We start from the raw sequence: 15,496 nt of genomic DNA on the forward strand, positions 1-15,496 counted from the left end.
CGGGCGCCCCCTTTCTTCGAAGGTCAGTTGTTGCTGTTCTGGAGGTCTTCCCAGTTGATGTTCTGACCGGCGGTGAGCGCCCAGATCAGCAGGCCGATGCCGAGCACCGTGGCCACGGCGCCGCAGATCAGGCCGGTCAGGGCCTGGCTGCGGTTGGTGGCGCGGCCCGCGTTCGCCTTCTGCAGACCGAGCCAGCTCACGATGGCGGCGGCGATGCCGAGCGGGATACCGAGATAAACGCAGCAGACCAGCGGGATCGCGACGATCCCGAGGATCATGCCGACGAGACCCTGGGTGTTCTGGTTGCCGGCGGGCGGTCCGACCGGGTCGCCGCCAGGGGGGCCGTAATAGGGGGGTGGGGTTGTCACGCGTCCTCCAGTGTCAAACATGGCGCTGGCACAGCGACAAATGTGCATTCCTGAGAATCGGCAGCGTAACCGATGATCAGGGGTTTTGCGTTACCCGTTGTCAGCCGTCGCGAACCACGGAGATAGGCTCCTCGGGTGACCGACCCCGCGCCCGCCCGCCTGGTCGTCCTCGTCTCCGGTTCGGGCAGCAACCTTCAGGCTCTGCTCGAGGCCACCGCCGATCCCGCCTACGGCGCGCAGGTCGTCGCGGTGGGCGCCGACCGTGACGGCATCGCCGGCCTCGACCGCGCGGCCGCCGCCGGTGTGCCGACGTTCGTCGACTCGGTGAAGGCGTACGAGACGCGCGACGACTGGGACGCGGCCCTCGCCCGCCACGTCGCCGAGTTCAAGCCCGACCTGGTCGTCTCCGCCGGCTTCCTCAAGCTGGTCGGCCCGGCGTTCCTGGCCGCGTTCGGCGACCGCTACATCAACACGCACAACGCGCTGCTGCCGTCGTTCCCCGGCATCCACGGCCCGCGCGACGCCCTCGCCTACGGCGTGAAGATCGCCGGGGCGACCCTCTTCTTCGTCGACGCCGGCGTCGACACCGGCCCGATCATCGCCCAGGTCGCGGTGCCCGTGCTCGACGGCGACACCGAGGAGGCGCTGACCGAGCGCATCAAGGTGGCCGAGCGGGCCCAGCTCGTCGAGTGGGTCGGCCGACTGGTCCGTGAGGGCTGGACCATCCAGGACAGGAAGGTACGCATTCCATGAGTTCGACTGCCGAGGGGCGCCGCCCGATCCGTCGCGCGCTGCTGAGCGTGTACGACAAGACCGGGCTGGTCGAGCTCGCCCAGGCGCTGCACGCGGCCGGGGTGCAGATCGTCTCCACCGGCTCGACCGCCTCGACCGTCGAGGGCGCCGGCGTGCCGGTCACCCGGGTCGAGGAGCTGACCGGCTTCCCCGAGTGCCTGGACGGCCGGGTCAAGACGCTGCACCCGCGGGTGCACGCGGGTCTGCTGGCCGACCTGCGCCTGCCGGCGCACGAGCAGCAGCTGGCCGAGTTCGAGATCGAGCCGTTCGACCTGCTCGTCAGCAACCTCTACCCGTTCACGGCGACGGTGGCCTCGGGCGCGAGCGTCGACGAGTGCGTGGAACAGATCGACATCGGCGGGCCGGCCATGGTCCGCTCCGCCGCCAAGAACCACCCGTCGGTTGCGGTCGTGACGGCCGTCGAGGCGTACCCCCTGGTCTTGAAGGCCCTGGAAGCCGGCGGCTTCACCCTGACGCAGCGCAAGGCGCTGGCGGCGCGTGCCTTCGCCGACATCGCGGAGTACGACGTCGCGGTGGCCAACTGGACCGCGACCACGCTGGTCGAGGAGACCGGCTGGCCGGAGTTCACCGGGATCGGGCTGAAGAAGCAGAACACCCTGCGGTACGGCGAGAACCCGCACCAGCAGGCCGCGCTGTACACCGACGCGGGCGCGCCGGTGGGCCTGGCCCAGGCCGAGCTCGTGCACGGCGGCGAGCTGTCGTTCAACAACTACGTCGACGCGGACGCCGCGTGGCGCAGCGCCAACGACTTCACCGAGCCCTGCGTGGCCATCATCAAGCACGCCAACCCGTGCGGCATCGCGGTCGGCGCCGACGTGGCCGAGGCGCACCGCAAGGCCAACGACTGCGACCCGGTCTCGGCGTTCGGCGGCGTCATCGCGGTCAACCGCGAGGTCACCGAGGCGATGGCCAAGCAGCTCGACGGCATCTTCACCGAGGTGATCGTCGCGCCGTCGTACGAGGCGGGCGCTCTCGAGATCTTCAAGGGCAAGAAGAAGCTGCGCGTGCTGGTCGCCCCGGCCTGGAACCCGGCGCCGGCCGAGGTCAAGCTGATCGGCGGTGGCGCGCTCGTGCAGCAGCCCGACCGCATCGACGCCGAGGGCGACGACCCGGCCAACTGGGAGCTCGCCACCGGCGCCGCGCTGTCCGCCGCCGACCTGGCCGACCTGGCGTTCGCCTGGCGGGCGATCCGCAGCGTCAAGAGCAACGCGATCCTGCTGGCCAAGGACGGCGCCACCGTCGGCGTCGGCATGGGCCAGGTCAACCGGGTCGACTCGGCCCACCTCGCGGTCAACCGGGCCGGCGCCGACCGGGCCAAGGGCAGTGTCGCCGCCTCCGACGCCTTCTTCCCGTTCCCGGACGGGCTCGAGGTGCTGATCGCGGCCGGCGTGAAGGCGGTCGTGCAGCCGGGCGGCTCCATCCGCGACAACCTGGTCATCGAGGCCGCCGAGAAGGCCGGGATGACGGTCTACCTGACCGGGACGCGGCACTTCTACCACGGCTGATGGACCTCCTCGTACAGGACCGGACCTTCTCGGGCGCCGACTGGGCGCTCGAGGAGGTCACCGGCGTCCGGTACGAGGACTGCGCCTTCCACGACGTCGACTGGTCGGAGGCGCGGCTGACCGGCTGCGTCTTCACCAACTGCACCTTCGGCAACGTCCGCTTCAACGCGGCCGTCCTGTCCAGCGTGGCCATCATGCAGTCGACGCTGCAACGCTGCTCCTTCTTCGACGCGACCCTGACCGGCTGCAAGCTGACCGGCTCCCAGTTCATCGACTGCGGCCTGCGGCCCATCACGGTCGAGGGCGGCGACTGGGGTTTCGTCAACCTGCGCGGCCAGAACCTCACCGGAGCCGGGCTGTCCGGCCTACGGTTGCGGGAGGCCGACCTGATGGGCGCCGATCTGACCCGGGCCGACCTGCGCGACTGCGACCTGTCGAACGCCCGGCTCACCGACGCCGTGTTCAAGGGCGCCGACCTGCGCGGCGCTGACCTCGACGGCGTGCGGCTGCGCGATGTCGACCTCACTGGAGCCAAGATCGACATTGCCCAGGCGATCCAGTTCGCCACCGCGTACGGCGCCGTCGTCGGGGAATAGCGGGAGTGGCTTATTTCGCGTTAAGCCGACCAGGGCGAAACGTGCCGTTAACCGACTGATACGTTCGCAAAAAAGTATCCCGGAGACTGGGAGTGGATAGAGCTATGGGCAAGAAGGTAACCGTCGTAGGTGCCGGCTTCTACGGGTCCACGACTGCACAGCGCCTGGCCGAGTACGACATCTTCGACACCGTGGTGCTCACCGACATCATCGACGGCAAGCCGGCCGGCCTGGCCCTCGACATGAACCAGTCCCGGCCGATCGAGGGCTTCGAGACCAAGGTCGTCGGCGCCACCACCGGCCCCAACGGCGAGGGCTACGAGGCCATCGAGGGCTCCGACGTCGTCGTGGTCACCGCCGGCCTTCCCCGCAAGCCCGGCATGAGCCGCATGGACCTCCTCGAGGTCAACGCCAAGATCGTGCGGCAGGTGGCCGAGAACATCGCCAAGTACGCCCCGAACGCCGTCGTCATCGTGGTCTCGAACCCGGTCGACGAGATGACCGCGCTGGCCCAGATCGCCACCCAGTTCCCCAAGAACCGGGTCTTCGGCCAGGCCGGCGTGCTCGACACCGCCCGCTTCACCAACTCGATCGCCGAGACGCTGGCCGTGCCGGTGAAGAGCGTCAAGGCGCTCACCCTCGGCTCGCACGGCGACACCATGGTCCCGGTCCCGTCGCGCTGCACGATCGACGGCAAGCCGCTGTCCGACCTGCTCCCGGCCGACAAGATCGAGGAGCTCGTCGTCCGCACCCGCAACGGCGGCGCCGAGGTGGTCGCCCTGCTCAAGACCGGCTCGGCCTACTACGCCCCGTCGGCCGCCGCCGCCCGCATGGCCAAGGCCGTCGTCGAGGACTCCGGCGAGGTCCTCCCGGTCTGCGCCTGGGTCGACGGCGAATACGGCATCAACGGCGTCTACCTGGGCGTCGAGGCCCAGATCGGCCGCGAGGGCATCAAGAAGGTCGTCGAGGAGAAGCTCACCGACGCCGAGATCGCCGGCCTCAAGGAGGCCGCCGAGGCGGTCCGCGCCAAGCAGGCGGATGTCGCCAACCTCTGATCGTGCTTTCTGGGAAAGGCCGGGCCGCTCTGGTCCGGCCTTCCTGCTTTTGTACGCGCTCCGGCCCACCCGACCGCAACGTCGCCGCCCCCGGCGCTCGAGCGACGGTGGTCCGACCCGAGCGGTCCACTCACGCTCGCTGCCACGCGGGCTTCGAGCGCCGGTCCGCGCCTCAAGCCGTGCGGAACGCCGCCCCAAGATGCGACACCGCCAGCGTCGATCCGCGCGCCATCACCTCCTCCAGCACCCGCACGCGGGTGGCGCGCGCCAGCTCCGGGTCGGCGTCGCTGGCGTAGGCCAGCTCCGGATGGGGCAGCTGGATGGCGTGCACGAGCATGTCGCCGGCGACGAGCAGGCTGTCGTCGCCGTCCTCGACCAGGACGGACTGGTGGCCGGGCGTGTGGCCCGGGGTCGACACGACGCGAAGGCCGGGTCTCAGGGTCAGGTCGCCGTCGAGCTCCTGGAGGCGGCCCTCGGCGCGCAGCGGCTCGATCAGCAGGTCGAACTGGCCGGCCTGGTCGCGGTGGGCCTCGTAGTGAGCGACGTCGGCCCGCTGCACCACCACTCGCGCCGCCGTGAAGGGTGAGTCGCGCGGGACGGCCCAGCCCATGTGGTCGTTGTGCAGGTGGGTCAGCACAATCGTCTCGACGTCGGCCGGCTCGATGCCGGCCGCGGCCAGCTCGTCGGGCAGCCGCCCGGGCACCGGCGCCCAGTCGGCCGCCAGCGACCCGGCCGGCCCGATGCCCGCGTCGACCAGCGTGACCGGTCCATCCCCGAGCCGCACCGCATAACTCCGGAAGCGCAGCCACCACTCGCCCTCGGCCGTCACCGCGGCCGGATCGGCCGCGTCGGCCTCGGCCCACTGCTCGGCCGTGGCGTCGGGGAACGCCTCGGCCCGGGGCAGGAAGAAGGGCCCTTCCGCGTCCTGAAGGGCGATGACCGTGAGCCGTCCGACTTTGTGGGTGAGTGGCATGCCCGCGATTCTGCCGAGGGCGCGGGTCGCCCCGCACCCCCGATTCCCGAACCTGTGGACAGCCGAACGGCCTGTGGACAACTAGCGATCAAGGCCCTGGTCGTCGGTAACGTCGAAGGCGCGCGGTTTCCCACCCTGGGTGGGGGTGGAGGCGGTCGACGGTGGGGAGGTCGCAGAATCGATCACCTCGGCGATGCCGGGCCGGCCCGACTCGACGACGAACTCGGCCGCTGTTCGGACCGCGGCTGTGGGCGCCCATACCGTGTCCACCAGGCGGAGGCTGCTCACCATCCGCTCACGGGTGACGTCGCAGACCACGTATCCGCGCTGGTTGTCGATGTACCGCCAGTGCGGGCTCTCCGCCATGATCGGGTCGTAGGTGGCATGGAACGACGTCGTGTTCGCGTTGCCGCCCGAGGTGATCGAGGTGCCGGTGATCTCCGCGCCGACTGCCGGTGTCGAGGGGTCGTCGAAGTTCGGCCGCAGGTCGCTCACCCACGTGCAGTGCCGGTCGCCGGTCAGCACGACCGGGTTGTCGACCTTGCGGAAGAGCTTGAGCAGCCGGGTGCGCTGGGCGCGGTAACCGTCCCAGTTGTCGAAGTCGAAGACCTGCTCGGGGCCGGCCTTGCGGTCGTTCTGGGCCCACATCACCTGGTTGGCCAGCAGGTTCCACCGGGCGCCGGAATGGCGCAGCCCGTTGACCAGCCAGCTCTCCTGCTCGGCGCCGGTCATGCTCAGCGCCGGGTCCTGCGCCGCCTCGAGCGTCGCCGGCTGGTCGCTGCGGTACTGCCGTGTGTCGACCACGTGCAGGCTGGCCAGCGATCCGAAGCGGAACCGGCGGTAGAGCTGCATGTCGAGCCCGCGCGGCAGCGACGAGCGGCGCAGCGGCATGTGCTCGTAGTAGGCCTGGAAGGCCGCGATCCGCCGGGCTCGAAACGACGAAGGGGTCTGGAGGTCGGGGTCCTGCGGGATCTCGTCGGCCCAGTTGTTGTCGACCTCGTGGTCGTCGAAGGTGACGATCCACGGGAAGGCGGCGTGCGCCGCCCGCAGGTCCGGGTCGGCCTTGTAGGTCGCGTGCCGTTCGCGGTACTGCTCCAATGTGTACGGCTCGTCGGTGCCCTCGTGCTGGCGTACCGCGGCGGCGTTGCGCGGTCCCTCGTAGATGTAGTCGCCGAGGAACGCGACGAAGGCGAGGTCTTCCTGAGCGAGGTGCTGATAGGCGGTGTAGAAGCCGGCCTGATAGTCCTGGCAGCTCGCGAAGGCGAAGCGGAGGTGCCGCAGTTTCGACAGCGCGGCGGGCGCGGTGCGTGTGCGCCCGACCGGCGAGATCCGGCCGGCGGCCCGGAAGCGGTAGTAGTACTCCGCGTCCGGTCGCAAGCCGCGCACGTCCACGTGCACCGAGTGGCCCAGCGAGGGCAGGGCGGCGGTGACCCCGGCGCGGCGCGACTTGCGGAAGAGCGGATCGGCCGCGATCTCCCACTCGACCGGCACGACACGGTCGGGGATGGCGCCGTGCAGGCGGGTCCACAGCACCACCGCGTCGGGCAGCGGGTCGCCCGAGGCCACGCCGAGCCCAAAGACGTCCGCCGGCAGCGTGGTGCTGGTGTGTGCGTAGCCGGCGGTGGGGTAGAGCAGCAATGGGCCGGTGGCGACGGCCCCGGCGCCCGCGGAGAGGAGCAGTCGACGGCCGATCGGCTGGTTGAGCTTCTCTTGCAGTGACATTGTTCGATGCCACCGGGTTTGCGATACAGGCCGCCGACAAGCGGGCAAACTGGTTGGGGCGATCGGGGTAAATCCCGGTCCGGGGGCGACAGATGATCTTCGACGGCCCTGCAGTACGCTCGTACTGCTAAAAACATGGGAGAGGAGCGCCGGCCGAATGGCGAAAATCAAGGTCACTAACCCGGTGGTGGAGCTCGACGGCGACGAGATGACCCGGATCATCTGGAAGCAGATCCGGGAGCAGCTGATCCTGCCCTACCTCGATGTCCCCCTCGAGTACTACGACCTGTCGATCCAGTACCGCGACGAGACCGACGACCAGGTGACCATCGACGCGGCCAACGCCATCAAGCGTCACGGCGTCGGCGTCAAGTGCGCGACGATCACCCCGGACGAGGCCCGCGTCGAGGAGTTCGGCCTCAAGAAGATGTGGCGGTCGCCCAACGGCACCATCCGCAACATCCTCGGTGGCGTCGTCTTCCGTGAGCCCATCATCATGAAGAACGTGCCGCGGCTGGTGCCGGGCTGGACCAAGCCGATCATCATCGGCCGTCACGCCCACGGCGACCAGTACAAGGCCACCGACTTCGTGGTGCCCAGCGCCGGCAAGCTGACCGTCACGTTCACCCCCGAGGACGGCTCGGCGCCGATGGAGTTCCACGTCGCCGACTACCCGGGCGGCGGCGTCGCCATGGCGATGTACAACTACGACGAGTCGATCCGCGACTTCGCGCGCGCCTCGTTCCGGTACGGCCTGGCCCGCAACTACCCGGTCTACCTGTCGACCAAGAACACGATCCTCAAGGCGTACGACGGCCGTTTCAAGGACCTGTTCGCCGAGATCTTCGAGTCGGAGTTCGCCGACCAGTTCAAGGCGGCCGGCCTCACCTACGAGCACCGGCTGATCGACGACATGGTCGCGGCCGCGCTCAAGTGGGAGGGCGGCTACGTCTGGGCCTGCAAGAACTACGACGGTGACGTGCAGTCCGACACCGTGGCCCAGGGCTTCGGCTCGCTCGGCCTGATGACCTCCGTGCTGATGACCCCGGACGGCAACACCGTCGAGGCCGAGGCGGCGCACGGCACGGTCACCCGGCACTACCGGCAGTGGCAGAAGGGCGAGAAGACGTCGACGAACCCGATCGCGTCGATCTTCGCCTGGACCGGCGGCCTCAAGCACCGCGGCAAGCTGGACGGCACCCCCGAGGTGACCCAGTTCGCCGAGACGCTGGAGAAGGTCTGCGTCGAGACCGTCGAGGGCGGTCAGATGACGAAGGACCTGGCGCTGCTCATCTCGCGGGACGCCCCGTGGCTCTCGACCGACGAGTTCATGAACGCGCTCGACGAGAACCTGGCGCGCAAGCTCGCCTGATTTCGCAGTAACAGGGCCGCCGGCACGAAAGTGCCGGCGGCCCTGTGGCATATATAGACGATGCGCAACGTACGGGTGCTGCTCTTCGACGGCGTGCAGAGCCTCGACGTCACCGGGCCGGTCGAGGTCTTCACCAACGCCGGCGACTACCGGATCACCACCGCGAGCCCCGGTGGCCGTCCCGTGAGTACGTCAAGCGGTCTGACCCTGGTCCCGGACGGGCCGCTGGACGAGACGGTGCCGGACACGCTGGTCGTCCCCGGCGGGGCCGGAACGCGTCAGCCGCCGCGGGATGTCGTCGCATGGCTGCGCCGGCACGGGGGCCGGCCGCCGCGGGTGATGTCGGTCTGCACGGGCGCCTTCCTGCTCGCCGCGGCCGGGCTGCTCGACGGCCGCCGCGCCACCACCCACTGGCAATATTGCGCGACCCTGGCCAAGCGCTATCCGGGCGTCGAGGTCGAACCGGACCCGATCTTCGTACGGGACGGCGGCGTGTTCACCTCGGCCGGTGTCACCGCCGGCATCGACCTGGCGCTCGCCCTCGTCGAGGAGGACCTGGGCCGCGACGCCGCGCTGGCGGTGGCCCGGGCGCTGGTCATGTTCCTGCGCCGGCCGGGCAACCAGGCCCAGTTCAGCGCGCAGCTCTCGGCGCAGACGGCCCGGCGGGAGCCGCTCCGGGACGTACAGCGGCTGATCATCGAGCATCCGGACGCGGATCTGTCGGTGACGGCGCTGGCCTCGCACGCCAACCTGTCGCCGCGGCAGTTCGCCCGCGCGTTCGTGGCGGAGACCGGCACCTCGCCGGGCCGGTACGTCGACCGCGTACGGCTCGAGACCGCTCGCCGCCTTCTGGCCGACACCTCGGACGGGGTGGCCGAGGTGGCCAAGGCGGCCGGATACGGCACGCCGGAGGCGATGCGCCGGGCTTTCCTGGGCGCTCTCGGCGTCTCGCCGGCCGAATATCGGCGCCGTTTCTGATGGCGCAAATTGCATGTTTAGATCCGTAACCCGTGGTTACGGACCTCGTTTCTCATGGCAGAACGGATGGGCCGCGCGACGCCGAGGGGTCGCCCACCGATCCGGCTGCCTTGTCCCGGGCGCCGATCGGTTCTCTCGGCGGTTGTACGGCCATGTAGGCGCCGCCTGCCGTCCCTTCCCAGCGGGGGTCCCTGTCCCGGGACCCCCGCCCCTCTTCTCCCGCCCCGAAGGCCTCGCGTCAACGAGAAGGCGGAAGTGAGGAAGGGAAGCTCAGGCGGCCTCGCGCAGCAGCTGCGCGGCCTTCTCGGGGACGATGTCGTTGACGAAGTAGCCCATGGCCGACTCGGATCCGGCCAGATACTTCAGCTTGTCGGCGGCGCGCCGGATGCTGAACAGCTGCAGGTGCAGATATCCCAGGTCGCGGCCCTCGCCCACGACCGCCTGGTGCCAGGCCGAGATGTACGGCATCGGCTTGCCGAACAGTCCGTCGAAGCGCTTCAGCATGTCCAGGTAGAGCGGGCCGAACGCGTCGCGTTCGGCGTCGGACAGCGCCGGGATGTCGGCCACCTTGCGATTCGGCGCGATCTGCACCTCGAACGGCCAGCGGGCCGCGGCCGGCACGAACGCCGTCCAGTGCTCGTTGCCGCCGACGATCCGGGTGCCCTGCTCCCGCTCGGCCGCCAGGACGTCGGTGTAGAGGTCGCCGCCGGTCCGTTCCTTGTATTTGGCGGCCGCGGCCAGCATCAGCTTCGTGCGCGGCGGCACGGTCGGATAGGCGTAGATCTGCCCGTGCGGGTGGTGCAACGTCACGCCGATCTCGACGCCCCGATTTTCGAACGGGAAGACCTGGGCCACGCCGGGCAACTGCGAGATCTCGGCCGTACGGTCGGCGAGCACGTCCACGACCGTGCGGACGCGGGCCGGTGTGAGCGCACCGAAGAAGCTGTTGTGGTCGCTGGTGAAGCACACGACCTCGCAGCGGCCGACGCCCGGGCGTACGGGAACCATGGGGTTGATCTCGTCGACCTCGTCCGGGGAGACCCGGTCGCTGAACGACGGGAACTGGTTCTCGAAGACCACGACGTCGTAGTCGGGGGCCGGGATCTCACTGGCGAACGTGGCCGTGGTCGGGCAGAGCGGGCAGGCGTCGCTCGGCGGCAGGAAGGTACGCGTCTGCCGGTGGGCGGCGATGGCGATCCACTCGTCGACCAGCGGGTCGTAGCGCAACTGCGAGGTGTGCGGCGGCGTCGGAAGGTGGCGGGTGTCCGGGTGTTCGGCCCGGTGCGAGCCCTCCTCCTCGTTGAAGTAGATCAGCTCACGGCCGTCGGAGAGACGGATCGCCGTGCGGCTCTTGAAGGTCACTGGCCACTCACCATCACAAGTTCTGGAACTGTTTCGATCAGCAATGCACGGGCCTGCTCGTCCAGCCCGTCGTCGGTGATCAGCACGTCGGCCCGCTCCAGCGGGACGATCGAGCTGATGCCGACGGTGCCCCACTTGGTGTGGTCGGCGAGCACGACGAGACGCTCGGCCGCCTCGACGAGGGCCCGGTTGACGTCGGCCTCCATGAGGTTTGGCGTCGTATATCCGGCGCGCTCGCTCATCCCGTGCACGCCCAGGAAGAGCATGTCGAGGTGGAGGGTGCCGATCGCGGCGACCGCGACCGGGCCGACGAGGGCGTCCGAGGGGGTGCGGGTGCCGCCGGTCAGCACGACCGTCTGGTCGGGGCGGCCGGCCCGGTAGAAGACGTCGGCGACCGGGATCGAGTTCGTCACGACGGTCAGCGACGGCACGTCGACGAGGCGCTGCGCGAGCTCGGCGGTCGTGGTGCCGGCGGACAGCGCGATGGCGTCGCCGGGGGAGACCATGGCGGCGGCGCGCATGGCCATGGCGGATTTCTCGAGGCGCTGGCGCACGCTCTTGGCGGCGAAGCCGGGCTCATGTGCTGAGCCTGGGCTGACGGTGGTCGCTCCGCCGTGTACCTTCGCCAGCAGGCCACGATCGGCCAGCGACTCCAGGTCGCGGCGGATCGTCATGTCGGAGACGCCGTACTCGGAGGCGAGCTCGCTGACCCGTACGCCGCCGGCGGCCCGGACCCGGTCGAGGATCGCGGCCTGGCGCTGTTGCGCCAGCATCAGAGGATCCGCACTAATTCGAACACGCCCGAACACTACCTTGTGATCGGGCGTGACCGAAAGAGTGTTGTCAGATACCTCGGCCTCGCTTATGCAAAGCCGAGAGCACGTTTTCGACCTTGACCGCACCGGTCATGGCGGCCAGGGCGATCGCGGTACGGGGTTCCTTCCAGTTCGCCCGGACGGCCTCCTTGCTGAACTGCCACGCCTGGCTGCGGTTGCCGGTGGCGGCCGACCAGCAGGCGAGCTGACCGTAGACGCGGGCCGCGCCCGGACGGCAGCCGCTGATCTCCGGGTGCCGCTGCATCATCCAGCGCAGCGAGCTGATCTTCGTCGCGTACTCGTAGGCGTAGTGCGAGGTCCGGCCCCACAGCACCCGCACCAGCGGCTCGTCCAGATGCACGATGGGCGCCCGGCGGGCGGCCCGCAGCAGCAGGTCCCAGTCCTCGTTCTGGCTGCCCGGCGCGTCCTCGGCGACCAGGCCGATCGCGTCCTCGGCCAGCGCCGTGCGGCGGATCAGGAACGACGACGAATGCAGCATGGCCATCCGCGAGCGGGCCAGCTCGTCCACGGTGACCCGGCTGCGCCCGGCCAGCCGGGCGGTGGTCTTCCCCTCGTACTCGACCTCGATCGCACACGTCGCGAACTCGGCGTCCGAGTCGGCCAGCAGGGCGGCCACCTGACGCCGCAGCTTGTCCGGTCGCCATTGGTCATCGTCGTCGCAGAAGGCCACGTACTCGGTGTCCAGGGCCAGGATGCCGGTGTTGCGGGCGCCGGCCAGACCGGACGTACGCCAGTTGGTCAGCACCAAGACCTGCACGCCCTCAGTGGCGGCGAGCAGATAGTCCGGCTCGGTCTGGTCGTACACCACCAAGATCTTGATTTCGCCCGGATAGCGCTGGTCACGCACCGAGGCGATGGCCTTGCGGACCAGCTCGGGCCGGTTCCGGGTGGGGATGACGACACCGACGGACGGCCAGTTCATCGACTCTCCTCTTTCAGAAGCGGATATCCGTACGCCCGCAGCATCGGCGCACACACCGCTCCGACCAGGCGACGCTGTTTGGCGGGCAGGGAGCTCACCCAGGCGTCGTCGCGGCGCAGCTCCAGACGCCCGACGGTGAAGCGCATCGGGTTGCCGGCGGCGGAATGCCCGACGCCGAGATCGGCGTGGCCGTTGCCGAGGAAGGCCAGATCGCCGGGGAGGAGCCGCAGCCCCGCGAAGTCACCGATCTTCAACAACTCCGAACGCGGATGGGCGAGAAACTCCTCGTAGCGCAGCCGGTGCACGGCCACGCCGCGCTTGGCGAGCAGCCCGAAGGCGGCATTGTGGGCGTTCCAGAGCATCGCCGAGCGGCCGGGGGAGTAGCGGGTCATCTCCTCGGCGCCGTCGGTCTCCGGACGGGAGACCCGCTTGGTCCAGGAGTACGCCACCCCGCGCGCATCACGGACGACATGCACCACCCGCAGGTCGATGTCGTCGGCCCAGCGCAGCACGTGGGCGAGTGCCGAGTGCTTGGACGAGTCGACGACGACCTCGGCCCCCGAGACCTCGGCCGCGGCCGAGTAGACGCGGGCGTAGAAGCCGGCGTACTCGCGCACCTCGTCCGGCGCCTCGGCCGCGGTGGCGAGCCGGGGGATGTGCCGGGTGCGTTCGACGGCGTCGCGCAGGGCGTGCACCCGGTCGACGTCGACGTTGTGCCAGCCGCCGAAGGCCCGCTCACCGACCCGGCGCCAGAATCCGCACCCGGAGAAGCGGGCGCCGCAGCCGCACCGCTCGTCGTCGCGGATGTCCCGCTGCCAGAGGTGGACGACCTCGCCGAGCGCGCACACCCCGGGCAGCTGGCCGAGCAGACGTTCGACGAGCGTTGTCCCACTTCGTCCTAATCCACCCAGAAATACCACGCGTGCCACTCTTGCCCACCTTCGCTCGTTTCGCTCCTATAACGAGCGAACAAGCGCGAAGGAGGCGTTGCGTGACAATCGAGGCGTTCGACCGCGTCCACCTGGACGGGACGGGCATCGACCGGATCACCGAGGCGGAGGTCGTGGCCGTCGTGCGCGACTCTTTGGCCCGCGGCCGAGGCGGCCGGATCATCACGCCGAACATCGACATCCTGCGCCGGGCCCAGGCCGACGCCGAATGCCGCCGCCACCTCAACGACGCCGACTTGATCGTGGCCGACGGCATGCCGTTGGTCTGGGCAAGCCGCCTGGGCGGCCAGCCGTTGCCGGAGCGGGTGGCGGGAAGCAGCCTGATCTGGTCACTGTCACAGGGTCTGGGCCGAGACCACCGCTCCATCTTCGTGATCGGCGGGGCCCCCGCCGACCGCGACGAAGCCGAGAAGGACGGCGCCACCCGAGCCGCCGACCGCTTGGCGGCGCAATGCCCCGGCCTGCGCATAGCCGGAACGCTGTGCCCCCCGTTCGGCTTCGACAGAGACCCGCTGTTGTACGAGGACTTCTGCCGCAAGGTGGCAGGAGCCGCCCCCGACCTGGTCTTCGTAGGCCTCGGCTACCCCAAACAGGAACGCATGATCACCCGCCTGCGAGCCCTGCTCCCGCAGTCCTGGTTCATCGGTTGCGGCGCGGCGGTGAACTTCGTGGCCGGCGACATCGAGCGGGCTCCCCGCTGGATGCAGCGCACCGGTTTGGAGTGGGCCCACCGCTTGGGAACAGAGCCTCGCCGCTTGGCGAGCCGCTACTTACGCCATGACGCCCCCTACGCTTTGCGCTTGCTGGCCCAGGCCCCCGGACAGCGAGCCCGAGCCCGCTGACAGACAATTTTTTCGAGCGGCCGCAATCACCTTCCTGACCGAATGCGAGCCTCGAATTAATTGCCGCAGCGGACCCGGCGGGGCTATTGTTTGGTAGCCGGATCCGCTCAACGCGCACAATTAATGGACTGAATCGTCGTGATCGGGTTGCACCGGCCGGTGTTGAACCGGTTGCTCCGATCGCCTTCTGGCCGGCCGCGCCTCCGGTTGCAGGGCGAGCTGTGCCGGTGAACGGCGTCGCATACCGGCAGCAGCGCCTGAAACTGCCGGCGGCTGCGGTGCGACGGCGATGCGCGCGGCCCCGGGCGACTGCGGCGCGGCGGCGACGTTCCGGCGACTACGTTGCGGCGCCAGTGCTTGGGGCGCCAGTGCTTGGGGCGCCAGTGCTTGGGGCGGCCGGCGACTGCGGTGCGGCGGTGATCCGCGGGGCTCGGGGCGGTTGCGTTGCGGCGGTGGTGTTCGCGGGTTCCGGCGACTGCGGTGCGGCGGTGATGCGTGAGGCTCGCGGCGGCTGCGTTGCGGCGCCAGTGTTTGCGGGTTCCGGCGGCTGCGTTGCGGCGCCAGTGTTTGCGGGTTCCGGCGGCTGCGTTGCGGCGCCAGTGTTTGCGGGTTCTGCGGCTACGTTGCGGAGCCAGTATTTGCGGGACCTGGCGGCTGCGTTGCGGCGCCAGTGCTTGGGGCGTCTGGTGAGCGCGTTGCGACGGCAGCGCCTGTGGTTCCCGATGACTGAGGTGCGGCCACCTCGGCGGTGTCTTCTGATGGCTGAGTTGCTGCGGTAAGCGGCTGGGCGGGCGATGGAGTCGCTGCGGTGACTGGCGGTCGGGGCGGTGTCGGGGCGAGAGGCCGCAGTTGCTCCGAAGTGGACGGTCGCGCGGTGGTCGGCGATCTAGTGTCGATCGGTGGCCGGGGCGCGTAGCCGCGCTCGAGCCGTAGCCGCATGAGCTTGAGCCCGTGGCGCTGGATGAGGCCCCACGCGCGGCGGCGCTCGTGTTCGCGGCGAAACGCATCCATCTCGGGTGACCAATTGCGTGCGCGGGTTCGGTCGCGCATGCTGTCCATTTGCTCGCGAGTGAAGAGTCCAAGTTGTTGGTAGCGCATATCCAATTATCCCGCCACCGCGCCGCCAAAGCCATCGATAATTGATGCCGATCATGCCGAATTCGGCGCAACGGAAAAAGAAATCTGGCACGGAGAAATCGCCC

General features: G+C 69.7%; 14 protein-coding genes. 7 read left to right on the forward strand and 7 right to left on the reverse strand.

Annotated features, from left to right (window positions below):
- Positions 1-23: 23 nt before the first annotated feature.
- On the reverse strand, positions 24-368 hold the full coding sequence (locus ACFY36_RS49280; protein ID WP_499752857.1) for a DUF4190 domain-containing protein: 345 nt from the start codon (positions 366-368) through the stop codon (positions 24-26).
- Positions 369-503: 135 nt separating this feature from the next.
- Between ACFY36_RS49280 and purN the strand changes: the two genes are divergently transcribed.
- The 4 genes from purN to mdh all read left to right on the forward strand — a co-directional run bounded on the left by purN (position 504) and on the right by mdh (position 4,337).
- Positions 504-1,121, forward strand: a complete 618-nt coding sequence (gene purN / locus ACFY36_RS49285; protein ID WP_499752858.1) for a phosphoribosylglycinamide formyltransferase — start codon at positions 504-506, stop codon at positions 1,119-1,121.
- Positions 1,118-2,686 carry a bifunctional phosphoribosylaminoimidazolecarboxamide formyltransferase/IMP cyclohydrolase gene (gene purH, locus ACFY36_RS49290; RefSeq protein WP_499752859.1) on the forward strand — a complete coding sequence of 523 codons (1,569 nt, stop codon included), beginning with the start codon at positions 1,118-1,120 and terminating at the stop codon, positions 2,684-2,686. The genes purN and purH overlap by 4 nt, the downstream gene beginning before the upstream one ends.
- Positions 2,686-3,282, forward strand: coding sequence for a pentapeptide repeat-containing protein (locus ACFY36_RS49295; RefSeq protein WP_499752860.1), 597 nt, complete (start codon positions 2,686-2,688; stop codon positions 3,280-3,282). Before purH ends, ACFY36_RS49295 begins: the two co-directional genes overlap by 1 nt.
- Before the next feature lie 104 nt (positions 3,283-3,386).
- Positions 3,387-4,337, forward strand: coding sequence for a malate dehydrogenase (gene mdh, locus ACFY36_RS49300; RefSeq protein WP_499752861.1), 951 nt, complete (start codon positions 3,387-3,389; stop codon positions 4,335-4,337).
- A 172-nt stretch (positions 4,338-4,509) separates the two neighbouring features.
- Here mdh and ACFY36_RS49305 read toward each other — a convergent pair whose 3' ends face one another.
- Both ACFY36_RS49305 and ACFY36_RS49310 read right to left on the reverse strand, forming a co-directional pair.
- Positions 4,510-5,310: an MBL fold metallo-hydrolase gene (locus ACFY36_RS49305; protein WP_499752862.1), complete on the reverse strand. Its 801-nt coding sequence runs from the start codon at positions 5,308-5,310 to the stop codon at positions 4,510-4,512.
- An 81-nt stretch (positions 5,311-5,391) separates the two neighbouring features.
- The gene (locus ACFY36_RS49310) at positions 5,392-7,032 is read right to left on the reverse strand and encodes an alkaline phosphatase D family protein (RefSeq protein WP_499752863.1); all 1,641 of its coding nucleotides are present in this window, start codon (positions 7,030-7,032) and stop codon (positions 5,392-5,394) included.
- Positions 7,033-7,189: 157 nt separating this feature from the next.
- On the opposite strand from ACFY36_RS49310, the gene ACFY36_RS49315 reads away from it, so the two are divergent.
- Complete coding sequence (locus tag ACFY36_RS49315; RefSeq protein ID WP_499752864.1) at positions 7,190-8,404, forward strand: NADP-dependent isocitrate dehydrogenase; 1,215 nt, start codon at positions 7,190-7,192, stop codon at positions 8,402-8,404.
- 60 nt (positions 8,405-8,464) lie between these two features.
- Entirely contained in the window at positions 8,465-9,382 is a 918-nt protein-coding gene (locus ACFY36_RS49320; protein WP_499752865.1) for a GlxA family transcriptional regulator, read from the forward strand.
- A 270-nt stretch (positions 9,383-9,652) separates the two neighbouring features.
- Here ACFY36_RS49320 and galT read toward each other — a convergent pair whose 3' ends face one another.
- The 4 genes from galT to ACFY36_RS49340 form a co-directional block, all read right to left on the reverse strand.
- Positions 9,653-10,744 (reverse strand): galactose-1-phosphate uridylyltransferase, encoded by a 1,092-nt coding sequence (galT, locus tag ACFY36_RS49325; protein ID WP_499752866.1) that lies wholly within the window; start codon positions 10,742-10,744, stop codon positions 9,653-9,655.
- Positions 10,741-11,517, reverse strand: a complete 777-nt coding sequence (locus ACFY36_RS49330; protein WP_499752867.1) for a DeoR/GlpR family DNA-binding transcription regulator — start codon at positions 11,515-11,517, stop codon at positions 10,741-10,743. Before ACFY36_RS49330 ends, galT begins: the two co-directional genes overlap by 4 nt.
- A gap of 70 nt (positions 11,518-11,587) precedes the next feature.
- Positions 11,588-12,502, reverse strand: a complete 915-nt coding sequence (locus tag ACFY36_RS49335) for a glycosyltransferase family 2 protein (protein ID WP_499752868.1) — start codon at positions 12,500-12,502, stop codon at positions 11,588-11,590.
- Positions 12,499-13,431 carry a sulfotransferase gene (locus ACFY36_RS49340; RefSeq protein ID WP_499752869.1) on the reverse strand — a complete coding sequence of 311 codons (933 nt, stop codon included), beginning with the start codon at positions 13,429-13,431 and terminating at the stop codon, positions 12,499-12,501. The genes ACFY36_RS49335 and ACFY36_RS49340 overlap by 4 nt, the downstream gene beginning before the upstream one ends.
- A 62-nt stretch (positions 13,432-13,493) precedes the next feature.
- Here ACFY36_RS49340 and ACFY36_RS49345 point away from each other — a divergent pair, with 62 nt between their 5' ends.
- The gene (locus ACFY36_RS49345; protein ID WP_499752870.1) at positions 13,494-14,294 is read left to right on the forward strand and encodes a WecB/TagA/CpsF family glycosyltransferase; all 801 of its coding nucleotides are present in this window, start codon (positions 13,494-13,496) and stop codon (positions 14,292-14,294) included.
- The last annotated feature ends 1,202 nt before the right edge of the window (positions 14,295-15,496 follow it).

Source organism: Actinoplanes sp. NPDC000266 (genome assembly GCF_042899005.1).
Taxonomy (GTDB): Bacteria; Actinomycetota; Actinomycetes; order Mycobacteriales; family Micromonosporaceae; genus Actinoplanes.